Annotated in this window: 19 protein-coding genes; 10 read left to right on the forward strand and 9 right to left on the reverse strand. The window is 66.6% G+C overall.

What is annotated here, in order from left to right:
- Positions 1 to 27 precede the first annotated feature (27 nt).
- From C489_RS15735 to C489_RS15745, 3 genes are all read right to left on the reverse strand, one after another.
- A complete protein-coding gene (locus C489_RS15735) occupies positions 28 to 1,017 on the reverse strand; it encodes an oxidoreductase (RefSeq protein WP_006432310.1) in 990 nt (329 codons plus the stop codon).
- A 75-nt stretch (positions 1,018 to 1,092) separates the two neighbouring features.
- Positions 1,093 to 1,737, reverse strand: coding sequence for a peptidylprolyl isomerase (locus C489_RS15740; RefSeq protein ID WP_006432311.1), 645 nt, complete (start codon positions 1,735 to 1,737; stop codon positions 1,093 to 1,095).
- Between the two features lie 196 nt (positions 1,738 to 1,933).
- Positions 1,934 to 2,452: a peptidylprolyl isomerase gene (locus C489_RS15745; RefSeq protein ID WP_006432312.1), complete on the reverse strand. Its 519-nt coding sequence runs from the start codon at positions 2,450 to 2,452 to the stop codon at positions 1,934 to 1,936.
- A gap of 146 nt (positions 2,453 to 2,598) precedes the next feature.
- Here C489_RS15745 and C489_RS15750 point away from each other — a divergent pair, with 146 nt between their 5' ends.
- Positions 2,599 to 3,570, forward strand: a complete 972-nt coding sequence (locus tag C489_RS15750) for a succinylglutamate desuccinylase/aspartoacylase family protein (RefSeq protein WP_006432313.1) — start codon at positions 2,599 to 2,601, stop codon at positions 3,568 to 3,570.
- Between the two features lie 27 nt (positions 3,571 to 3,597).
- On the opposite strand, the gene C489_RS15755 is transcribed toward C489_RS15750, so the two are convergent.
- Positions 3,598 to 4,356, reverse strand: coding sequence for an SDR family NAD(P)-dependent oxidoreductase (locus C489_RS15755; protein WP_006432314.1), 759 nt, complete (start codon positions 4,354 to 4,356; stop codon positions 3,598 to 3,600).
- 227 nt (positions 4,357 to 4,583) lie between these two features.
- On the opposite strand from C489_RS15755, the gene C489_RS15760 reads away from it, so the two are divergent.
- On the forward strand, positions 4,584 to 5,966 hold the full coding sequence (locus C489_RS15760; RefSeq protein WP_006432315.1) for an MATE family efflux transporter: 1,383 nt from the start codon (positions 4,584 to 4,586) through the stop codon (positions 5,964 to 5,966).
- Between the two features lie 611 nt (positions 5,967 to 6,577).
- On the opposite strand, the gene C489_RS15765 is transcribed toward C489_RS15760, so the two are convergent.
- Positions 6,578 to 7,351, reverse strand: a complete 774-nt coding sequence (locus tag C489_RS15765; protein ID WP_006432316.1) for an IclR family transcriptional regulator — start codon at positions 7,349 to 7,351, stop codon at positions 6,578 to 6,580.
- A gap of 194 nt (positions 7,352 to 7,545) precedes the next feature.
- On the opposite strand from C489_RS15765, the gene C489_RS15770 reads away from it, so the two are divergent.
- Together C489_RS15770 and C489_RS15775 are read left to right on the forward strand one after the other, a co-directional pair.
- A complete protein-coding gene (locus tag C489_RS15770; protein ID WP_006432317.1) occupies positions 7,546 to 8,742 on the forward strand; it encodes an acyl-CoA dehydrogenase family protein in 1,197 nt (398 codons plus the stop codon).
- Positions 8,743 to 8,749: 7 nt separating this feature from the next.
- The gene (locus C489_RS15775; RefSeq protein WP_006432318.1) at positions 8,750 to 9,745 is read left to right on the forward strand and encodes an MBL fold metallo-hydrolase; all 996 of its coding nucleotides are present in this window, start codon (positions 8,750 to 8,752) and stop codon (positions 9,743 to 9,745) included.
- Here the strand turns inward: C489_RS15775 and C489_RS15780 are convergent.
- The 3 genes from C489_RS15780 to C489_RS15790 all read right to left on the reverse strand — a co-directional run bounded on the left by C489_RS15780 (position 9,718) and on the right by C489_RS15790 (position 13,278).
- Entirely contained in the window at positions 9,718 to 10,707 is a 990-nt protein-coding gene (locus C489_RS15780) for a TIGR03617 family F420-dependent LLM class oxidoreductase (RefSeq protein WP_006432319.1), read from the reverse strand. The two genes, C489_RS15775 and C489_RS15780, sit on opposite strands and share 28 nt — an antisense overlap.
- Positions 10,708 to 10,776: 69 nt before the next feature.
- On the reverse strand, positions 10,777 to 11,715 hold the full coding sequence (locus C489_RS15785; RefSeq protein ID WP_006432320.1) for a D-2-hydroxyacid dehydrogenase: 939 nt from the start codon (positions 11,713 to 11,715) through the stop codon (positions 10,777 to 10,779).
- A 3-nt stretch (positions 11,716 to 11,718) separates the two neighbouring features.
- Entirely contained in the window at positions 11,719 to 13,278 is a 1,560-nt protein-coding gene (locus tag C489_RS15790) for a class I adenylate-forming enzyme family protein (protein WP_006432321.1), read from the reverse strand.
- A gap of 813 nt (positions 13,279 to 14,091) precedes the next feature.
- On the opposite strand from C489_RS15790, the gene C489_RS22660 reads away from it, so the two are divergent.
- Both C489_RS22660 and C489_RS15800 read left to right on the forward strand, forming a co-directional pair.
- Positions 14,092 to 14,595: a thiolase C-terminal domain-containing protein gene (locus C489_RS22660; RefSeq protein ID WP_239642064.1), complete on the forward strand. Its 504-nt coding sequence runs from the start codon at positions 14,092 to 14,094 to the stop codon at positions 14,593 to 14,595.
- The gene (locus tag C489_RS15800; RefSeq protein WP_006432324.1) at positions 14,592 to 15,017 is read left to right on the forward strand and encodes a Zn-ribbon domain-containing OB-fold protein; all 426 of its coding nucleotides are present in this window, start codon (positions 14,592 to 14,594) and stop codon (positions 15,015 to 15,017) included. Before C489_RS22660 ends, C489_RS15800 begins: the two co-directional genes overlap by 4 nt.
- Positions 15,018 to 15,035: 18 nt before the next feature.
- Here C489_RS15800 and C489_RS15805 read toward each other — a convergent pair whose 3' ends face one another.
- Entirely contained in the window at positions 15,036 to 16,052 is a 1,017-nt protein-coding gene (locus C489_RS15805; protein ID WP_006432325.1) for an FAS1-like dehydratase domain-containing protein, read from the reverse strand.
- Between the two features lie 290 nt (positions 16,053 to 16,342).
- On the opposite strand from C489_RS15805, the gene C489_RS21930 reads away from it, so the two are divergent.
- The 4 genes from C489_RS21930 (at position 16,343) to C489_RS15820 (ending at position 21,172) form a co-directional block, all read left to right on the forward strand.
- Positions 16,343 to 16,498: a hypothetical protein gene (locus C489_RS21930; RefSeq protein ID WP_006432326.1), complete on the forward strand. Its 156-nt coding sequence runs from the start codon at positions 16,343 to 16,345 to the stop codon at positions 16,496 to 16,498.
- A gap of 90 nt (positions 16,499 to 16,588) precedes the next feature.
- Complete coding sequence (locus C489_RS15810; protein WP_006432327.1) at positions 16,589 to 17,893, forward strand: MFS transporter; 1,305 nt, start codon at positions 16,589 to 16,591, stop codon at positions 17,891 to 17,893.
- 73 nt (positions 17,894 to 17,966) lie between these two features.
- A complete protein-coding gene (locus tag C489_RS15815) occupies positions 17,967 to 19,502 on the forward strand; it encodes a molybdopterin-dependent oxidoreductase (RefSeq protein ID WP_006432328.1) in 1,536 nt (511 codons plus the stop codon).
- Between the two features lie 302 nt (positions 19,503 to 19,804).
- Positions 19,805 to 21,172 (forward strand): ABC transporter substrate-binding protein, encoded by a 1,368-nt coding sequence (locus C489_RS15820; protein ID WP_006432329.1) that lies wholly within the window; start codon positions 19,805 to 19,807, stop codon positions 21,170 to 21,172.
- The last annotated feature ends 16 nt before the right edge of the window (positions 21,173 to 21,188 follow it).

The raw sequence follows: 21,188 nt of genomic DNA on the forward strand, positions 1-21,188 counted from the left end.
AGCCCTTCGACTGTATCGTCTTTCGCGTTACGGTTGCCGCGAGTGGCGACGAGCGCGGAGCCCCAGCCTACGCCGCGACCTCGCTTTCGGCTCCGGGAGGTCGTACGTGACACCGGTCAACTCCTCCGAGACCGCCCACAGCCGGCGGGCGGCCTCCTCGTCGTAGGAGCGATCCGACGAGGCCTGTCGCTCGGGGGCCCCGCGCATGTTCATGAGCCCGCCGGGGCCGTAGTACGCGCCACCCTCGGACTCGGGCGCGGTTGCGGCGTACAGCGTCGGTAGCGCACCCATCTCGGCCGATTGGGCGACGACCGTGTTCATCAGTTTCATCGCCGCCATACGGAGCCGACTCCCGCTCTGCTCGGGGCCGCGGATCTGTAGCTGCGTGTTCGCGTAGCCCGGATGCACCGCCATGCTCTCCGCGTTCAGCTCGGCGGTGAGGAACCGGCGCTCGAGTTCGTATGCGAAAAGCACGTTCGCCAGTTTCGACTGGGCGTAGGCGTCCCACTTGTCGTAGGACTCCTCGTGCTGGAGGTCGTCGAAATCGATCTCACCGTTCTCGTGGACCCCGCTCGAGACGGTGACGACCCGCGCCGGCTCCCCCTCGTCGGTCGCCAGGTTCTCGAGCAGTAGTCCGGTCAGCGCGAAGTGGCCGAGGTGGTTGACGCCGAACTGGGTCTCGAAGCCGTCTTCGGTCTCCGACCGCGGGATCGCCATGACCCCCGCGTTGTTGATCAGTACGTCGATCGTCTCGTCCGCGAGTCGGTCCGCGAAGGACCGAACCGACTCGAGGTCGGCGAGGTCACACTCCTCGACGCGGAGGTCGGCGGCGGGGATGTCCTCGCGGATCTCGTCGGCTGCGGCTTCGCCGCGCTCGGTGCTCCGCGTGGCCATGATCACCGTCGCGCCGTTGCGTGCGAGTTCGCGGGTCGCCTCGAGGCCGATGCCGCTGTTCGCGCCCGTCACGACGATCGTGCGTCCGCTCTGGTCGGGAATCTCGTCTGCTGTCCAGCCCATACGTTCCCTAGGGGCGACGAGTACCCTTAACGTACGTGCCGGTGAGGCGACTGACGGGACGGGTCAGCCAGCCGCTCACGTCTCGTCGACGGCAACCGACTCGAGCACGACGGCTTCCGTCGGCCGGTCCTTGCCATCGGTCTCGACGCCGCCGATGTCGCGGACGGTAGCCATTCCGTCGACGACTCGCCCGAAGACGGCGTGGCGACCGTCGAGGTGTGGTTGGGGGGCGAGCGTGATGAAAAACTGCGAACCGTTGGTGTCGGGGCCGGAGTTAGCCATGCTCAGAACCCCCGCGTCGTCGTGGCGCAGGTCCTCGTGGAATTCGTCGTCGAACCGGTAGCCGGGACCGCCGCGACCGGTGCCGGTCGGATCGCCGGTCTGGATCATGAAGTCCTCGATGACGCGGTGGAACGCCACGTCGTCGTACAGCGGTTCGCCCTCGGCTTTTTCGTCCGTTTCGGGGTCGATCCACGCGCGTTCGCCCGTCGCGAGGCCGACGAAGTTCTCGACCGTTCGGGGGACGCGGTCGCCGTAGAGTTCGATCCCGATGTCGCCCTCGCTGGTGTGTAGCGTCGCCGTGTGGGTGCCGTCCACAGCGGTCGTCGTCGTCGCGGGCTCGTCCGTGTCGGGACCCGTTTCTTCGTTCGTCTCATCGGCGTCGGGAGTCGTCTCTCCGTCAGCGTCGTCCCCACTGTCGCTCGCACAGCCCGCGAGCACGAGCCCGAGACTCGAGGCGATGCCGGCCAGTAGCGGTCGTCGATAGCGAGTGATACCGCTCGTGGGCGCGGAGTCGACCTAACGGTATCGGATTCGGGTCGCGATCGGGGCCGGTGGGCCGGTCGCGCTCGAGCCGACTGGCTGAGCGCGCGAGCCACCGCGAAACCGATCAAAAAAAGCCGTGTTCGGCCGGCGATTACTCGTAGTCGACGGAGACCGACTCGAGGACGACCTCTTCTTTCGGCTGGTCGTTCGCGTTCGTGTCGACGGTGCCGATTTCGCGGACGACGTCCATCCCGTCGGTGACCTTGCCGAAGACGGCGTGGCGGTCGTCGAGGTGGGGCTGGGCGTCGAGCGTGATGAAGAACTGCGAGCCGTTCGTGTCGGGGCCGGAGTTAGCCATGCTCAGAACCCCCGCGTCGTCGTGGCGGAGTTCGTCGTGGAACTCGTCGTCGAACTGATAGCCGGGGCCGCCGCGACCGGTCTCGGTCGGGTCGCCGCCCTGAATCATGAAGTCCTCGATGACGCGGTGGAAGGCCACGTCGTCGTACAGCGGCTCGCCCTCGACCTCCTCGCCCGTCTCGGGGTCTTCCCAGGTCTTGCCGCCGGTCGCGAGTCCGACGAAGTTGTCGACGGTCCGCGGCGCGCGCTCGTCGTAGAGTTCGACATCGATATCGCCCTTGTTGGTGTGCAGCGTCGCAGTAACGTCTCCCATACCCATCGGAACGGCGGGACGAGTGAAAACGCTAGTGGTCTCGAGTTGCGAACCCGACGGCCGCTTGCCGACTCGACCCGGTCCTGCGGTATCGAACATCGACGGCCGGCCGCAGGTACATACCGCGGGACGTGGAATGCCCGAGCATGAGTGAGGGCACGCACACGGCGGAACGAGTGACGCTCGCCCGGTTGCCGTCGGGCATGGAACTGACGACGACGGTCCACACCTATCGCGGCGACGAACCGGGTCCGACCCTGTACGTGCAGGCGGCCCAGCACGGCCGCGAGATCAACGGGACGGAAGTCCTGCGGCGATTTCACGAGCGGCTTCCCCTCGAGTCGCTGTCGGGAACCGTGATCGCCGTCCCCGTCGCGAACCCGCTGACCTTCGATCGCGTCTCCTACACCACTCCGGAGCAACTCGACAGCGTCAACCCCAACATGAACCGGATCTGGCCGGGCGACGACGAGGGCAGCCTCCACCAGCGCATGGCCGCTCGTCTCTGGGAGTACGTCACGGCCGCCGACGCCCTCGTCGACCTCCACACGGGCAGCCCGAACATGCTTCCCCACGTCGTCTACCGCGAGGGCGACGAGCGCTCGCGCGGCCTCGCCGATGCCTTCGGAACCGACCTCTTGCTGTCCGAGCAGGCCGACGAGGAGGCCCCCGACGAGTGGCATCGCCGCGGCTTCGCGGGGAAGCTCCGGGTCACTGCCGCCGAGGAGGGAATCCCGTCGATCACGCCCGAACTCGCCCACAACAAACAGATCCTCGAGGAGGTCGTCGCGGAGGGGGTCGAGGGGCTGCTCGACGTCTGCCGGTACCTCGAGCTGCTTCCGGGCGACGTTCCCGACCGCGATCCGATCGTCGCACGGAACCACCTCGGGCAAGTCACCGCCGACGACTCCGGGCTCTTCCGGCCCGAGCCGGGACTCGAGGTCGGAGCGTCGATCACGGAGGGGACGCCGATCGGGACAGTCTATCACCCGACGACCTACGAGTCGCTCCACGAGGCCCGCGCGGACCGGGACGGCGTGCTCTACACCCTTACCCGCGAGGCGACCGTGACCGCGGGCGACCAACTCGCGAGCGTCGCGCTGGTCCGCGAGGAGTGAGAAAAAGGGCGGTCGCGGCCGCTCAGTTCAGGCCGAAAAGCCGCCGTCGACGACCAGTCCGTGGCCGTTGACGAACGAGGACTCCTCGCTCGCCAGAAACAGGATCGCGTCCGCGATTTCTTCGGGTTCGGCCAGTCGCTTGAGCGGGTACTGTTCGATCATCTGCTTGCGGGCCGCCTCGGGGTCTTCTTGCTCCTCGAGGTACTGATCGAGCAGCGAGGTCTCGGTGAAGCCGGGACAGACCGTGTTCGCGCGGACGCCGTGGGGGCCGGCCTCGGCGGCGACGGCTTTGGTCATGTTCAACACCGCGCCCTTGCTCATCGAGTAGGCCGATTGCTTGGGGAGCCCGAGAATACTCGCCAGCGAGCCGACGTTGACGATCGCACCGTGGCCCTGCTCTTTGAGGTGGGGAAGCGCCGCGTGACAGCCGTTCCAGACGCCCTTGATATTGATGTCGATGACGAAGTCCCGGATGTCGTCCTCGAGGGTCTCGAGGCTGCCGCCCGGATGGCCGGTGCCGGCGTTGTTGATCATCACGTCGAGGCCGTGGGTCTCGGCGACCTCGTCGATGACCGCGTGGAACCGGTCGCTGTCGGTGACGTCGAGTTCGTAGAACGCCGCGTCGCCGCCGTCCTCTTCGATGGCCTGCGCGACCGCCTCGCCGCCGTCGGTGTCGACGTCCGTGACGATGACGCGTGCGCCCTCCTCGGCGCAGCGCTCAGCCGTTGCCTGCCCGATTCCCGACGCTGCACCCGTGATAACTACCGTCTGATTTTCGAGTCGCATGCACACAGCATTGGTCGGCTGACGCATAAATTCGTTCATGGTTATCCGATACAACCCCCCGACTGTTCCAGGAAACGGCATCTGCATTTAACAATGGTAAAATAGGGGTGCGGCATCGACTTACCGCACGTCTCTCGAACTACCCGCCAACGTCGGCCGCCGAGCGCGGTGTCGACCCCTATCGGGATCAACACGTTGATCCGCCGGTTGTCCGTCCTAGCCGCTGTATGGCCGAACACGGGAACTGGGTCCAGCGCGTCCGGCGCGTCTGGCGACGGACGTTCTCCCTCTCGTGGCCGATCGCGGTCCAGCAGACGCTCAACACGCTGATGCGGACGGTCGATATCATCGTCACCGGCCTGTTCTCGCCGACCGCCGTCGCCGCAGTCGGGCTCGCGGACCTCTACGCCCAGCTCCCGCTGCGGATCGGACTCGGCCTCGGAACCGGCGCGATCACCCTCTCGAGTCAGGACACCGGCCGGGGTGCGGCGGCGACTCGAGACCGGGCGATCACGCAGGCGGTTCTCATCGGCTTTCTGCTGGGACTGCCGCTCGTGCTCGTCGGGCTCTTTCTGTCCCGGCCGCTGATCGCCTTGCTGGGTGCCGACCCCGACGTGGCCGAGACCGGTGGACGCTATCTCGGGCTGGTCTTCGCTGCCGCGCCGATGCGTATCGTCGGCATCGTCGGCGCGCGCTCGCTGCAGGGCACCGGCGATACGCGGACGCCGATGGTGGTCAACGGCACCGCGAACGTGATCAACATCGGCGCGACGGCCGGGTTAGGGCTCGGTCTCGGCGGACTCCCGGCACTGGGAATCGTCGGCGTCGGGCTGGCGACGGCGATCGGACGCACGGTCGAGGCCGTCGCGATCACGGCCGCAATCGCGATCGATCGCACGGATCTCTCCTTTGCCCGGCCGCGGAGCCTCACGATCACGCGCCAACTCGTCGCGGTGAGCCTGCCGAACGTCGCGGAGGGGATGAGCACCTCGGTCGCGAACTTCCCGTTTAACGCGCTCTTGCTCACCTTCGGCACCGAAGTGACGGCGGCCTACCACATCGGACGGCGGATCTATCAGCAGTTCAGCGGCCCGCTGTATCGCTCCTACAGCGTCGCCGCGAGCATCATCGTCGGACAGACCCTCGGCGAGGGCCAGCCCGACGACGCGCGGTTCGCGGGACTGGCGATTACGGCGCTGAGCGTCCTCACGCTCGGCCTCGCCGGCATCGTCCTGCTCGTCGGTGCGACCCCGATCGCCCGCATCTTTACGTCCGATCCGGCCACCCTCGAGTACGCCGCGACCTTCGCTCGCGTCTTCGGCGTCTCGATGTTCTTCTTCGGCCTCTTCTTCCCGCTGTCGGGAAGTCTCCGCGGCGCGGGCGATACGCGCACACCCTTCTATGCTCGATTCACCGGCACCGCCGGCTTCCTGCTCGGCTTTTCGTATCTCGCGGGAATCACCCTCGAGTACGGACTTACCGGTGTCTACATCGGGATCGTACTCAGCTACGCGTGGTGGGCGCTCGTCGTCGCGATCGGATTCGTCTGGGGCGACTGGGCGGCGACGGCCGCGACGATGATGGCCGAACGGGCGGACGAAGCCGACTAGTCGCCACCGGTTGCCCAACTGACTGCGACCAGCGGCGAGTCGACAATCGGAACTGGAGCGTGATATAATGATTGGAAATTGATGGTTCTATAGAAACATCTAGTACACTATGTGATAGCTGACTGATCCCGGAATCTGTTCTAGATAGTTATTATCACGGGATCCGACCGAGAATGTCTGATACGTGAATCGTCAGTAGCCGCGTAATCGATCAACTCGAGACGGATTCCGCTACTAAAAGTGGAGTAGTACGCGGAAAGCGCCGAATAGATGGATGAGTATTTACATCGTTTCTCGTCAGTTGCTACCGCCGTCGGGATTGCGACGGGATAATGAAGGACGAAACGTGGTCGTCATCCTTCTCATTCCACCAGTATGTTGGTATACTTCTATAACTGGTACTATCTTCGATATCGCTCGAGCCTCGGCCCGACCAATCCGGCCACGAACACCGCTATCGGACGAGCGCTGCGGTCGGTAACCTGGCTCCCTCTGGATTACAGACATACAATTGTAATTCCTAGCAGCGGACGGAATGCCGATCGGATTCTCGGTGGCCGGCAACTGAGACGGTTCGGGGTATCGCAGTGGTGTTCGACCTGACTGAACGGCTACGAGAACATCACGTTCACTTCGATCGTGTTCGCCGTCGACAACAACTGGGTCCGGAGCTCGTTTTCCTCCCACTCGTTCTCGAGTCGATGCTGTGGTCCGGTGACGGAGACTGCCCCGTAGACGGTCCCGTCGTTGTCGAGTATCGGCGCGGCGATCGCGCTGATTCCCGGCAGATACTCGCCGTGGTTGTACGCCACGCCCTCCTCGCGAACCGCGGCGAGTTCCTCGAAGAGCGTCTCTCGATCGGTAATCGTCTCGTCGGTGAACGCGGGGAGCCCCCACTCCGCGATGATCTCGTCGATGCGCTCCTCGGCGAAGTGAGCGAGAATCACCTTCCCGGCGGCCGAGCTATGAAGGTAGGTGTGGGTCCCGATATCGATGTCGCTCGTGAACGCGCGCGTTCCCTCGCTGACGTTAATGATCGTGCCGAGCCCGTTCTGGTGTGTCGAACAGAGCACTCGCTCGCCGACCCGCTCCGAGAGTTCCGTGATCGGGCCGTCGGAGGCCGCGTACAGCGGCTCGGCGTGTTTGACGTGCTCCCCGAAGGAGAGAAATCGGAGGCTCAGCCGGTACTCGTCGCCCTCCTGGACGACATACCCCTTCGATCGGAGCGTCGTCAGATGGGCGTGAACCGTACTCTTTGCGAGCCCCGTTCGCTCGGTGAGCGCCGTAACGCCGGCACCCTCCGCCTGCCACAGCGCCTCGAGGATGTCCAGGGTCTTGACCACTGCCGCGACGCGATTTCCCTCGTTCGTGTCTGATGTTGCCATACTACACGATCAACGATGAGGAACAAAACTGTTCCGCTCTGCTGAACACCAGTTACGTGCGAAAAAATCGATTCGACGTGTACACGTCCGTCCCAGCCGCTAATTCTGCCGTCGTGGGCCGTCTGGGAATCACTATACCAATTGAAAACTATCACCGTGGTAATGCTTAAGTGGGACGTTATGTAATTCTGGTTATGGACTTCAGCGAACCGTCCGAAGCAGTCCAGATCAAGAAAGCGCTCGACGAGTTCATCGACCAGGAAGTCGCCCCGCTCGAGACCGAGTACGACGAGTTCCTCGGCCCGGACTACGAGAAGGAGATCGTCGACGACGAGCACCGACAGGTCCCCGAGTACCGTAACATCGTCGAGAAGATCCGGCAGAAGTCGGTCGAGGCGGGCTTTTACGGGATGACGATGCCCGAGGAGGTCGGCGGCGGCGACGTCGACATTCTGACCCGCGCCATCGTCGGCGAACACATGTCCAACCGGCCGCCGGGCTTTCACAGCGCCATCTTCGGCGGGGCGGGCGGGCCGACGCCGATCCTGCTGAACTGCGACGAGCGCCAGCGCGAGGCGTACCTCGAGCCGCTGATGGACGGCGAGATCACGACCTGTTTCGCGCTGACGGAGCCGGGTCACGGTAGCGATGCCCACCACATGGACACCCGCGCCGAGAAAGAGGGAGACGAGTGGGTCATCAACGGGCAGAAGGTCTACATCACGAACGCGCCCTACGCCGACTTCGCGATGGTCTTCGCCCGAACGAGCGGCGAGGACGGCGATCTCGGCGGGATCACCTGCTTCCTCGTCGACGAGGACACCCCCGGTTTCGAGATCGGGACGATCCACCGCGCGATGGGGATGACGCCCGGCACCCACGCCGAGATCCACCTCGACGACTGCCGCGTCGGCGAGGACCAGGTGCTGGGCGAGGTCGACAAGGGGTTCCAGTCCGCGATGGACTGGATCGGCGGCGGCCGCATCAACATCGCCGCCGGCGCGGTCGGCACGGCCGAGTTCCTGCTGGACCTCTCCGTGGAGTACGCCCGCGATCGGGAGACGTTCGGGAAACCGATCGGCCACCGGCAGGGGATCTCATTCCAGCTGGCCGAACTCGCCACCGACATCGAACAGGTCCGCCAGCTCTACCGCTACGCCGCCTGGAAGATGGACAACGGCGAGCGCGCCCGCAAGGAGGAGTCGATGGCGAAGCTCCGCGGCGCGAAACTGGCCAACGACGCCGCCGACATCGCGATGCAGGTCCACGGCGGTGCCGGCTTCATGAAGGACCTCCCCATCGAGCGCAACTACCGCTCGGCCCGCGTCTTCCGCATCTTCGAGGGAACCGACGAGATCCAGAAACGGACGATCGCCCGCGAGCTCATCTGAACCGACGATGGAGGAACAGTCGGAGCGGGGAGCCACGGAGGAGACGGCCGTCTCGCGCATCGACTTCGACATCGAATGGCCGCCGAAACACGCCGCGGCCTATCTCGTCGAGGAGCCCACGCCGATCCTGATCGACACCGGCGACCCGGAGGACCGGGCCGAGACGACGATCCGCGAGGGGCTGACGGCGCGGGGCTACGACCTCGAGGACATCGCGGCGGTCATCGTTACTCATCCCCACAGCGATCACATCGGGCAGGTTCCGCTGTTGCGCGAGGCCGGCGCAACCGTCCACGCGCCCCGGCCCGTCCTCGAGCAACTCGAGCGCGAGCCGGCCGACCTCGCGGCGGGGATCCGCGAAATCGGCCGGTCGGCGGGGTACCGCGGCGAGGCCATCGAGCGCGAGACCGAACGCGCGACATCGTCGCTCGAGCGCAACCGCCGGCTGCTCGCACCCGAGGAAGCCGTCCCCTTCGAGTTCGGCGACCCGTTCACCGTCGCGGGCCGGGCGTTCGACCCGATCCACACGCCCGGCCACCAGGTACACCACGCCGGCCTGGCGACGGATCTGGACGGCGAGCGCGTCCTCTTCTCGGGGGACGCGCTCATCGAGCCGTTCCGGCCCGGCGCGATCAACGTCGGTCTCGATTACGGTGCCTACGACGCCGTCGACGACTTCCACCGCGCGATGGACCGGCTCGAGGGCCGCGCCGTTGACCGGGTATTCCCCGGACACGGCCCGGTCTTTACCGACTACGACGGGACGATCGAGAGCACGCGGTCGGCCCTGGAGTCGCTCACGGCCGAGACTCTCGAGGCGGTCAGTAGCGTCGGGCCGGCGACACCCCTGGAGATCACCCGGCACCGGACCGGCGAGGTCCGCCATCCCGCCCAGTTGCTCGATACGCTCGGGGCGCTGGGTACGCTCGAGGGGCGAGACAGAATCGAATACGAGGTCCGCGACGGCGCTCGCTACTACTCGTTCAGGAAGGCTTCGCCGTGATCGAGCGGGAGGACGACGCGGTCGGCGATCCCACCGTAGACCGCCCGCGCCTCCGTGAGTAACTCTTCGGGCGGCGCTTCGATCGCGAACGTCGCGATCATCTCGTCGGTCACGAGATCGGCCATCGCTTCCCACTTCTCGTCTTTGGAGAGTTCGTGTAGCTCCTCGCCGACGGACGTCCAGCCGTGGTGTTCGAGGACATCGTGATAGGTCCGGGTGCTGCCGTAGAAGGCGATACGCTGGCGGACTTCCGCCCGCGATCGCTCGCGCTCCTCTTCGGTCTCGCCAGTTACGACGAACGGGCTCGCGGAGAGCGACACGTCCTCGAGCGATCGCTCTCCGCGGTCGGCTCCCTCGGCGACGGTCGGGGCGATGACCTCGTCCGTGTACTCGGGCGTGTTGAACGCGTGCATCGCCAGCCCGTCGCAGAGCTCGCCCGCGAGCCGGAGGTTGTACTCGTTGACGCCGGCGATGTAGATCGGAACGTCTGGATGGTCGATCGGCCCCGGATTGAAGTTGTCCGTCATCAGCGAGAACGAGTAGTGCTCGCCCTCGTACTCGAGGTCGGCCTCGCCCTGGAACACGTCGAAGATGTGGCGAAGCGATTCCACGACCTCGCGCAGTCGCGGGCCGGGCGACTCCCAGTCGACGCTAAAGCGGCGCTCGTTGTGGCCCTTGACCTGCGTGCCGAGCCCGAGGACGAACCGGCCGTCGGTGTATTGGGCGAGGTCCCAGACGGTGTAGGCCAGTGCCATCGGACTGCGGGTAAACGCGAGCGCGATCCGTGTCCCCTGCTGGATCTCTTCGGTCCGATCCGCGATCACGGGATGGGGAAGGAAGGCGTCGTTGTCCATCTCGGGCGTCCAGACGCCGTCGAATCCCAACTCCTCGGCCCGAGCGGCGGCCCCGCCCGCGTTGTTCGACAGCCCCGGTACCATCGCGTCGATGCGAAGATCTGACATACCCGATGGTCGACGGCTCGACCCTTCAATCTATGGACGGGTCTCGTCCTCGAGCGCCACTGCAGGCGCTCAGACGACGCGGTTCTCGAGGTCCTCGCCGTCGCGGAACCGATCGTAGTTCCGGAGAAAGATGTCGGCACAGCGCTCCCAGTAGTGTGGCGTGCTGCCGGCCATATGCGGCGTCACCAGTACGTTGTCGCGGTCCCACAGCGGCGATGACTCGGGCAGCGGTTCCTCCTCGAAGACGTCCAACGCCGCGCCGCCGAGGTCACCGGCCTCGAGCGCGTCGACGAGCGCTGACTGATCGACGATATCGCCGCGGGCGATGTTGACCAGCACGGCGTCGTCGGGCAACGTCGCGAGCGCCTCGGCGTCGAGCAGCCCCCGCGTCTCCTCGGTCAGCGGACAGGCGACGACAAGGTAGTCGCTCTCAGCGAGGACGGACGCGAGCCCGTCCGCGCCGTAGATCTCGTCGACGCCCTCGGGCGCGTCGGTCGGGTCCCGCTTCGTCCCGATCACGCGGGCGTCGAAGGGTTGGCAATAGTCGGCCACCTTGGAGCCGATCGCGCCGACGCCGACGATCCCGACGGTCCGATCGCCGAGTTCGCCGCCCGTGTAGCGCTGCCACTCGCGGTCGCGCCCCTGGGCGACCGCGCGATCGAAGCCGCGCTCGAAGTGCAGCAGATAGCCCAGGACCTGCTGGCCGATCGGCTTCGCGTGGATCCCCGAGACGTTCGTCAGCGCCACGCCGCGGTCGGCCAGCGCCTCGTGATCGAAGCGGTCGGTCCCGGCGCTGAGCGCCTGCACCCACTCGAGGTCGGTGGCCGCCTCGAGCACCTCCTCGGGGAGCCGGTGGGTGATCAGGATCTCGGCGTCGGCGACCGCCGCCGGGAGGTCGGCCTCGTCCGCGACGTGCTCGAGGTCGATCCCCGGTCGGCGCTTTAGGATCTCGTCGGTGACGAGCGGCCCGCCACCCGCGAGGACGTGCGGGGAGACGACGACTCGCACGACTCAGGGCTCCTCCTCGAGCTTGTACTTCTGAATTTTCCCCGACGTAGTCCGCGGCAACTCGTCGATGAACTCGACCTCGCGGGGGTGTTTGTAGGAGGCGACGTTGTCGAGGAAGTACTCCGTAATCGCCTCGGCTGTGATGTCCTCGCCGGGTTCGACGCCCGGCGCGGTGACGACGAACGCCTTGGGTACCTCGTTGCGCCGGTCGTCCGGAATCCCGACGACTGCGCCCTCGGCGACGGCCTCGTGTTCGGCTAAGAGTTCCTCGAGTTCGCTGGGGTAGATGTTGTACCCCGCCGAGTTGATCATGTGCTTCTTCCGGTCGACGATCTCGTAGTAATTGTCCGCGTCGCGGCGGGCGATGTCGCCGGTGCGGAACCAGCTGTCCTCCGTAAATGCCTCTTCGGTCGCCTCGGGCATTCCGTGATACCCCTTCATCACCTGCGGGCCGCGAACGAGGAGTTCGCCTTTCTCGCCGATACCGACCGTCTCGCCGCTCGAGTCGACGATCTTGGCCTCGGTCATCCGGGTCGGCTGGCCGATCGTGCCGTGGCGCAGGCCGAACGTCGAGTTGCGCTGGGAGTGGGTCGCGCCGTTGGTCTCGGTGAGCCCGTACCCCTCGGCCATCTCGACGCCGGCGGTCTCCTCGAACTGCTCCTGGACCGCGACGGACATCTTCGCGCCGCCCTCGCCGGCCGACTCGAGGCTGGTCAGGTCGTACTCGCCGAAGTCGTCGCTGTTGATCATGTCGACGTACATCGCGGTGACGCCGACGTAGTGGGTGATCCCCTCCTCTTCGATCAACCGCATCGCGGCATCGCCGTCCCAGTTGGCCGCGCTGCGGAGGTAGACGCTGCCACCGCGGACCAGCGGCTGCCAAGCGGTGTGCGTGAAGCCGGTGATGTGATAGAGCGGCAGCCAGACGAGGCTCTTGACGGCCTCGTCCTCGAGCGCCTGCTCCTGGGAGAGGATCGAGAACGTCTGGGCCCGGAAGTTGCGGTGGGTCAGTTGCACGCCCTTCGGTTTCCCGGTCGTCCCCGAGGTGTACGGCAGCAGCGCCACGTCGTCGTCGGCCCGCTCGACGAACCGCTCCTCGCCGCGGATGTCGTCGAAGGCGAGGACGCCGTCGGCGTCGCTATCGACCGAGATCACGACCGGGTCCCAGTCGATCGCCTCGAGGGCCTCCTCAAGATGTGGTTCGAGGGCTTCGTGAGTGAGGACGGCTTCGGCCCCGGTATCCTCGAGCTGGTAGGTCAGCTCGCGCTTGCGGTACTGGGGGTTGACCGGCGAGACGACGATGCCGGCCTTGAACGCGCCGAGCGCGCCGATCAGGTACGGCGGACAGTTCGGCAGGTACTGGAGCATGATATCGCCCGGCTCGAGCCCGAGGTCGGCTAACCCGCCGGCGAACCGCGAACTCGCGGCCCGCAACTCGTCGTGAGTCAGCGTCCGGCCATGGTACTCGATGGCCTGCGCATCGCCGTGGTGGCGGGCCGTCTCGTCGTGGAGTCGCGCGACGTTCCCCTCCCTGGCGTCTTCGGTAACACTTGCCAAATCCATGAGTCACGGTATCACGGAATGATATAAAATAGTACCTCTCGGGACCCGACGGGCGCTGGTCGTCCTCAAGCGCGCGGCTCGATATTTCCTGTCCCATGTTAGCTTCCACCACAACATATTTGGGCTCGGTCGAGATATCGGGAGACGATGATACGACCGGTCCGACGGAGGGACACCCGTGGCTGAACCGATCCTGGCGGGCGTCGCCGAGAGCGACCTCGGCGAGACGCCCGACCGGAACTGGCTGGACAACGCCGCCATCGCGACGGTTCGGGCTCTCGAGGATGCCGGCTGTACCCTCGAGGAGGTCGACGGCGTCGCGGTCGCCGGCGGCGACGACTACATGCCCGCGCTGGTGCTCTCGGAGTACCTCGACCTCGACGAGCCGTCCTTCCTCGAGGGGACCGAGATCGGCGGCTCGTCGTTCGAGCACTTCTGTGGCCACGTCCGGGACGCAATGGCCCGCGACGAGGCCGACGTGGTGGTCGTCGCCTACGGTTCCACCCGAAAGACGGGCCCCGGCGACGAGCGGTCGCTCGAGGAGGCCCACCCGATCGACGGCTTCGTTCGGCCAACGGGCCTTTTCAGGCCGCCGGGGGCCTACGCGATGGCCGCGCGCCGGCACATGCACGAGTACGGCACCACCGAGGAACAGCTCGCGGCGGTCGCCGTCGCGACCCGCGAGTGGGCGTCGATGAACCCTAAGGCGGCCCACCGGGAGCCNAGGATGTCCTCGAGTCCCGCGAGATCGCCGAGCCGTTCAACCTGCTGGACTGCTGTCTCGTCTCGGACGGCGGGGGCGCGGTCGTGCTCGTGAGCGAGGAGAAGGCGGCCGAACTCGGCGTGCCGGAGATCGCTGTCGCGGGGGTCGCCTCGACGAGCACCCACCGCCAGGACATCAGCGAGATGCCCGACATGACCACGACCGGGGCCGCGGTCACGGGGCCGAAGGCCTTCGACCAAGCCGGGATTACCCACGACGACGTCGACGTCGCCGAGATTTACGACTCGTTTACCTACACCGCTCTGGTCACGCTCGAGGACCTCGGGTTCTGCGAGAAGGGCGAGGGCGGCGAGTTCGTCTCGGGCGGCACCACCGCGCCGGGCGGCGAGTTACCGATGAACACCCAGGGCGGTGGGCTCTCGTACTGTCACCCCGGTCACTTCGGGGTCTTCGTCCTCATCGAGGCCGCGCGACAGCTCCGGGGCGACTACGAGGGCGACCGACAGGTCGCCGACGCCGAGGTCGCGGTCGCCCACGGTACCGGGGGCTTACTCTCCTCGAGCAGCACCGTCGTCCTCCGGAGGGAATCATGACCGGGCGCGTCGAAGACCGCCGCGAGGAGTGGGAGGGACCGGTGCCCGTCCCGACCGGCGCGACGGTCCCCTTCTGGGCGGGCACCCTCGAGGGCGAACTGCGCTATCAGGAATGCGAGTGCGGTCACCGCCAGCTGTACCCGCGGGCGGTCTGTACCGCCTGCGGGGCCGAGGACCCGCCGTTCGAAGCGAGCGAGGGCGTCGGCACGATCTACACCTACACCGTCTGCCACGTCCCCGGCGAGCCCGGCTTCGGCGACCGAGTGCCCTACGTCGTCGGCGCGATCGACCTCGCCGAGGGGCCGCGCCTGCTCACCCTGCTCGACGCCGATCCCGACGACCTCGAGATCGGCACGGCGGTCGGGGTCACGTTCTGGCAGGTCTCAGAAAAAGCTGCGATTCCGGTGTTCGTGCCGGAATAAAAACGAACGCGTCTTCTTTTACTCGAGGTCGGCCGTCGCCGTCCCGGTCAGCAGCGTCTCGCCGTCGGTCGTCCGGGCCTCGAGTTCCGCGTCCACCGTGCCCGCGTCCGCGTCGATCTCGGCGACTTCGCCGCTCGCGACGACGGTGTCGCCGGGGAAGACCCGGGACTGGAACCGCACGCCGAAGCTCATCACGTCCCGCAGGTCGAACCAGTTGGCGACGACCCGCGAAGTGACGCCGGCGGTGAACATCCCCTGGCCGAAGACGCTCTCGTTGCCCGCCGCCGTCGCGTAGGGTTCGTCGTAGTGGATCGGGTTGAAGTCGCCGCTCGCGCCGGCGTACTTCACGAAGTGCTGACGCTCGAGGTCCTCAACGACGACGGTGGGCCCGGTGTCACCGGATTCGAGCCCGTCGACGCTGCGGACACGCTCGAACTCGTCGATCGTTTCCCCGGGGGCCGTCGCCGCTTCGGTCGTGCCGCCGTCGGCCTCGGTCGGCTCGCCGTCGCTCTCAGCGTCGCCCTCGGCCGTGCTCTCGTCGCCGTCGTCGATCGCCCCCTCCGTTTCGATCGCGGTCGAGCGGTCGGTCAGGACGAGTTCGCCGTTCGGGGTTCGGTACTCGGTCTCGAGGACGGCGAAAGTCATCGTCCCCGCCCGGCCGCCCTCGCGTTGGAACACGTCCGCGAGCGTGGTCGTCCCCTCGAGGATGTCGCCGACGTAGACGGGGCGTTCGTACTCGTGGGCCTGCTCGCCGTGGATGACGTACTCGGGCTGGAAGGCGAGGTCGAACCCCTTGCCGTCGACGTCGTCGGGGGTGTACCGCGGGAAGCGAGCGACCTGCGAGTAGGTCAGCGGCGCGGGGACGCGGTCGTGGCCCCGTTCGGCGGCGACCCCCTCGTCGCGGAAGACGGGGTCGTCGGCGGTGATCGCCCGTGCGAACTCCTCGACCTTGCCCGGTTCGATGCGGAACTCCTCGGCCGTGACCGTGGTGTCGCCGACCATCGCCTCGAGTTCCTCGATCGGTTTATTCGGCATCGCGTCCCTCCGTGTCGACGGTATTGGCCGCCGTCCGCCGTTCGGTTGCGCCGCGTTGCGTTCCGTCTCCGTGCTGTCCGCGCCTCATTGCCACCACGGTTTACCGAGGACCGCTATAACAGTACCCCTCGCGGAACGCGGTCGGCACCGCGTGGGGCTACGCTACGGATCAACCGGTCGAATCGCTTATACCGGCGGTCGATGAATCCGTAACCAGGAATGGCAGCGAATCGCACACTCGACTCGAGAGAACGGTCAGTAACCGGTATCGCCGTCGTGGAGGGGCAAGAATGACGACCGAGACGGCCGTCCTCGGCGCACTCGCTCCTGACACACACCCGCGGATCGTCGAGGTCCGTCGCGACCTCCCGAAGCGCGGCAGCGGGAAGCTCCGCGAGACGGACCCGCGAGACGACTGCATCAAGGCACACGGGAGACAATCGTGACGGGACCCGATCGATCTCTCGAGGAACCACCGGTCGGAGTGCGATGGCCCTCGGCTCGAGACGGCTCTCGGCGGTCGCTCGCGACGGCCGATGACTGACGAGAGCGACGGCTCCGCGTACTCGAACGGGGAGATCCGGACGATAGCGCTCGCGGTCATCGCCGGCATCTTCTTCGGCGGGGTGGCGACCGGCGTGGCCTTCCCGACGCTCCCGCTGCTCGACGAGCGGCTCGTGATCAGCGCAGTCATGCTGAGCGTGATCCTCTCGGCCAACCGAATCGCGCGGCTGGTCATGAACACGCCCGCCGGGACGCTCATCGATCGGGTCGGCGCGCGCAAACCGATGATTTTCGGGCTGTTCACCCAGGCGCTGGCCCCCTTCGGCTACGTCGTCGGCCTGCACACGCCCCCGACCGATCTGGGTGCGGTGCCGGTGCTCGGCGAGGTGTCACTGCCGGGCGTCGTTTTCGTCACGGCGCGGCTGTTCTGGGGGATCGGCAGCGCGTTCGTCTTCCTCGGCGCGTTCGCGACTATCACCTACGTCACGACGGCTGACAACCGCGGCCGGTGGGTCGGCTACATGCGCGGCGGCCAGTCGCTCGGGTTCCCGACCGGACTCGTCCTCGGCGGCCTCCTGACCGATCTCGCCAGCATGCAAACGGCGTTTGTTACCGCCGGTGTCCTCGCGTTGATCGCCGGCACCGTCGCGACGCTCGTCCTGCCCGACGTTCACGGCGGTACCGACGAGGGCAGAGCCGCCAAACTCCGGGAGGTCCCCGCCTTGCTCGCAGCCAACCCGACCGTCGTCCTGATCGGCTACGGCAACTTCGCCGTCCGCTTTCTCTGGGGCGGCATCATCCTCTCGACGCTCGCTCGGTACGCCAGCGACTACGGGCTCGAGCTCTCTGCGCTCGGTGCGGCGGGTATCAGCGGGATCGTGATGGGACTCGGCGTCCTCACGTCGGGATCGACGACGGTCATCACCGGCTGGGTGTCGGACATGGTCAGCGATCGGACCCTGCTGACGATTCCGGCGTTCCTGTCGATGGGGATCGGATTTCTGATCATCGCGTACGTCCCGACGATCGAGGCGCTGCTCGGGGCGATCGTACTCGTCGGCGGCGGCATGGGTGCGGCCGCGCCCGCGATGCTGGCGATTATGGGCGATCTGACCCCGGGCGACGAACTCGGCCGGATGGGCGGCGTCTATCAGGTGATGGGTGATATCGGGCTCAGTCTCGGTCCACTGGTCGCGATCCCGGCCGTCGATCTCTGGTTCGGCTACCGGGTGACGTACGTGCTCTGTGCCGCGCTCGTACTGAGCTGTCTCACGGTCGTCTCGCTGCCGCTGTTGCGCAACCCCGAGGTCTCCCGGACGAAGGTAAAAGCGGACTGAGCGTCGTCTCCGGGTCGAGCCGCCGGCGGCGTTCGCGAAGCTTTCATATCCGACCCGACCGTATTGGTAGGTAATGTCACGCATCAGGGGTGCGCTCGCTCGGCTGCGCCCGTGGCTGCCGCCGATCGCCGTGGCGCTCGCTGCGGGCCTCGCCGCCGTGGGGGGCTCGTACCTGTCCGTCGGCCGACGACCGGGGTTCGTCGCGACGCCGATCGATCGGTTCGTCATCGTCGCCAGCCCCGACGCGCTCGTCGCATTCGCGATCACCGAACTCGGGACGCTCGGCCACCAGTTGGCCTTCCTGACGGCCATCGCACTGACCTGTGTCCTGTTCGGACTGGCGGCCCTGCCGGGCGTGTTGCTCCTTTGGGACCGCGGACCCGCTCTCGGTCCGTCGAGTATCCGCGCCAGCACGCTCGCCGGCGTCGTCGCCGGGACGGTCCTGCCGGGGCTGGTCGCCTTCGGGTTGACGAGGTCGCCGGTCTCGAGCATCGCCGCGGCTGCCGGTGCCGGTCTTGTCGTACTGGTGGTGGCCGTAACGACGGTCTTCGCCGCCGACGGAGACACCGCTCCCGGTTCGTTCGGTCGGCGGCGCGTCCTCGGTGCCGTCGGCTCCGCGATCGGCCTGAGCGCACTCGGGGTCTTCGTCCGCGGAACCGGCGAGGACTCCGTTCCGTCGGCCTTCGACGTTCCCGAGGACTCCCGGCCCGACGTTCGGGAGTTGCTCACGCGGGCGAAAGACCAGTCGCTCGCCGTCGAGGGCCTCGAGCCGCTGGTCAGCACCGACTTCTACGAGGTCGACATCGCCAACGTGAACCCGGCCGTCGACCGCGAGGCGTGGACGCTCTCGATCACGGGTGCCGTCGAGGCTGAGCAGGAGTACGATATCGCGGACATCGAGGCCATGGACGTCGAAGATCGGTTCGTCACGCTGCGCTGTGTCGGCGACCAGCTCAACGGCCGACAGATGGACACCGCGCTCTGGAGCGGTGTCCCCGTCGCGGCGCTCCTCGAGGACGCGAATCCCCAGGGCGACCGAGTCGTCTTGCACGGGGCGGACTCGTACTACAACGAGTTCCCGATCGAGGCGCTGTGGCCGGGGCTGTTGGCCTCCCGGATGAACGGCCGGCCGCTGCCGCGGGCCCACGGCGCGCCGGCGCGCGTCCTCGTCCCGGGCCACTGGGGCGAGATCAACGTGAAGTGGGTGACCGAGATCGAGGTTCGCGACGAGGACACCAGGGGCTACTGGGAGCACCGCGGCTGGCACGGGACCGGCCCGGTCGAGACGGTCGCCAAGCTCTGGCAGGTCAACCACCTCGGCGGCGGCCGCATCGAGGTCGCCGGCCACGCGTATGCCGGGACGCGGGGCATCGATGCCGTCGAGGTATCTACTGACGACGGCGACACCTGGGTCGAGGCCGAACTGTCCGACCCCCTCCCGGGCGATGACGTCTGGCGGCAGTGGCGCTACGAGTACGGCGCGGCCGGCACACACGACGTGATCGTTCGGGCCCGCGACGGCGACGGGAACCTCCAGATCCCCGAGGAGGACGGCCCGAAGCCGGACGGGGCGACCGGCTGGGTCACGAAGACCGTGAGGCCGCAATGAGTGGAACGCGATGCTCGAGCCGAACTGCAATGTCCACCGCCGGCAGGCGACCACGCCTCCTGGGTCGACGCGATCGTCTCCGAGCCTCAGCGGGGTTCGGGGGCCGTTACTGTCGCTTTTGCCGTGTCAGAATGACCGCTCGTTTGATAACTTCCGGTCCCGATCGGAAATAATCGGCCGGAGATATATGTGAATTAATAGTGAAGATTTATATGACTGCCCATGGCTGTTACCGTTGTGCAAACGTGGCTTGATCACAGATGACACGGAACACTATCAACAGACGCCGGGTACTTTCGGGAATGGGTGTCGGACTCGCGGGGGCGATGGCGGGCTGTCTCGGTGGCGGTGGTGGCGACGACGACGTCCACTTTATTACGGACTACTACAACGACGCGTGGCAGCCCCTCTGGGACGACCTCGAGTCGTCGTTCGAGGACGAGACCGACATCCCGATGAACATCGAGGAGGGCGGGATGTCCGGGACCCAGGAGGGGCGGCTCGCGCAACTGATCCAGTCGGGAGATCCGCCGGACGCCAACACGTCCACGTTCGATCAGGTGGCCGATATCTGGGAGACCGACCAACTCGAGACCGTCAACGACGTCGTCTCGTCGATCGAGGAGGTCAACGGGGAGATAAACACCGATGCGTTCCTCGGAGAGGGCGACGAACTCTACCAGATCCCTCACGGGCTGTACGTCTCGAACTTCCAGTATCGGGCGGACATCTACGAGACGCTCGGTCTGGACGTCCCCGAGACCTTCAGTGATGTTCTGGAGAACGCCCGGATCATCGACGAGTCGGACGAAGTAGACGCCCGCGGCTACGGGCTCGCCGGCGCGCCGACGGGCAAGAGTCAGGACGAAATCCTTGTCATGCTGGCGAGCGCCGGCATCTCCGGGATCGGCCTCCGCTGGAGCGATCCGGACACCCGCGAGGAACTCGAGATCCACTGGCCCGAGGACGTGGTCACCGAGGTCTTGCAGTACGTCAAGGACCTCTCTCAGTACTCGCCCGACCCGACCAGCATCGGCTGGGCCGAGTCGCTCAGTCAGTGGGTCCAGGGCCAGTACGCCCAGTGTTATCACCTCAACGCCTGGCCGATCGGCGTCACGGCGCAAACGGCCGAGGCGAACGACAACGACGACCTCCGCTTCGTCGCCGAGAACACGGAGATCATCCCGTATCCGATGATGGACGGCGTCGACCCGGACGAGAACTGGCTCTCCGCTCCGGCCCCCGACGGCTACCACATCTTCGCGAACGGTGACAGACCGGGCGACGCCAAGCAGTGGTTCGAGTGGCTCTACGCCGACAGCATGGAGCAGACCGCGAGTTTCTACGAGACGGATCCCGGTCGGTTCCTGCCGACCTACGCCGACGTGATCGACTCGGACGCGTTCCAGAACCAGGACATCTTCCAGGCCCATCCCCACCTGCTCGAGAAACTCGAGTACGTTCAGGACGAAATCTGGGGGAACCACTACGGGAGCGTCGACGAGGCCAACACCTCCTCGCCCGAGTCGCTGTACATGCAACGGCAGTGGTTCTACGGCGAGATGGTCAACCGCGTCGTCACCGATTCGATGTCCGTCCAAGAAGCCTACGACTGGGGCTACGGGCAACTCGAGGAGGCCTTCGCGGACGCACAGGAGCAGTTTGGATAGTCAGTATCGCGTGCGG

The sequence above is a fragment of the Natrinema versiforme JCM 10478 genome (assembly GCF_000337195.1).
In the GTDB taxonomy this organism is placed as follows: domain Archaea; phylum Halobacteriota; class Halobacteria; order Halobacteriales; family Natrialbaceae; genus Natrinema; species Natrinema versiforme.

Bases quoted from the DNA above. Each gene is read 5' to 3' on its own strand.
- C489_RS15735 (WP_006432310.1), bottom strand. From the start codon at position 1,017: ATGGGCTGGACAGCAGACGAGATTCCCGACCAGAGCGGACGCACGATC.
- C489_RS15745 (WP_006432312.1), bottom strand. From the start codon at position 2,452: ATGGGAGACGTTACTGCGACGCTGCACACCAACAAGGGCGATATCGAT.
- C489_RS15750 (WP_006432313.1), top strand. From the start codon at position 2,599: ATGAGTGAGGGCACGCACACGGCGGAACGAGTGACGCTCGCCCGGTTG.
- C489_RS15755 (WP_006432314.1), bottom strand. From the start codon at position 4,356: ATGCGACTCGAAAATCAGACGGTAGTTATCACGGGTGCAGCGTCGGGA.
- C489_RS15760 (WP_006432315.1), top strand. From the start codon at position 4,584: ATGGCCGAACACGGGAACTGGGTCCAGCGCGTCCGGCGCGTCTGGCGA.
- C489_RS15765 (WP_006432316.1), bottom strand. From the start codon at position 7,351: ATGGCAACATCAGACACGAACGAGGGAAATCGCGTCGCGGCAGTGGTC.
- C489_RS15770 (WP_006432317.1), top strand. From the start codon at position 7,546: ATGGACTTCAGCGAACCGTCCGAAGCAGTCCAGATCAAGAAAGCGCTC.
- C489_RS15775 (WP_006432318.1), top strand. From the start codon at position 8,750: ATGGAGGAACAGTCGGAGCGGGGAGCCACGGAGGAGACGGCCGTCTCG.
- C489_RS15780 (WP_006432319.1), bottom strand. From the start codon at position 10,707: ATGTCAGATCTTCGCATCGACGCGATGGTACCGGGGCTGTCGAACAAC.
- C489_RS15790 (WP_006432321.1), bottom strand. From the start codon at position 13,278: ATGGATTTGGCAAGTGTTACCGAAGACGCCAGGGAGGGGAACGTCGCG.
- C489_RS15800 (WP_006432324.1), top strand. From the start codon at position 14,592: ATGACCGGGCGCGTCGAAGACCGCCGCGAGGAGTGGGAGGGACCGGTG.
- C489_RS15805 (WP_006432325.1), bottom strand. From the start codon at position 16,052: ATGCCGAATAAACCGATCGAGGAACTCGAGGCGATGGTCGGCGACACC.
- C489_RS21930 (WP_006432326.1), top strand. From the start codon at position 16,343: ATGACGACCGAGACGGCCGTCCTCGGCGCACTCGCTCCTGACACACAC.
- C489_RS15810 (WP_006432327.1), top strand. From the start codon at position 16,589: ATGACTGACGAGAGCGACGGCTCCGCGTACTCGAACGGGGAGATCCGG.
- C489_RS15815 (WP_006432328.1), top strand. From the start codon at position 17,967: ATGTCACGCATCAGGGGTGCGCTCGCTCGGCTGCGCCCGTGGCTGCCG.
- C489_RS15820 (WP_006432329.1), top strand. From the start codon at position 19,805: ATGGGTGTCGGACTCGCGGGGGCGATGGCGGGCTGTCTCGGTGGCGGT.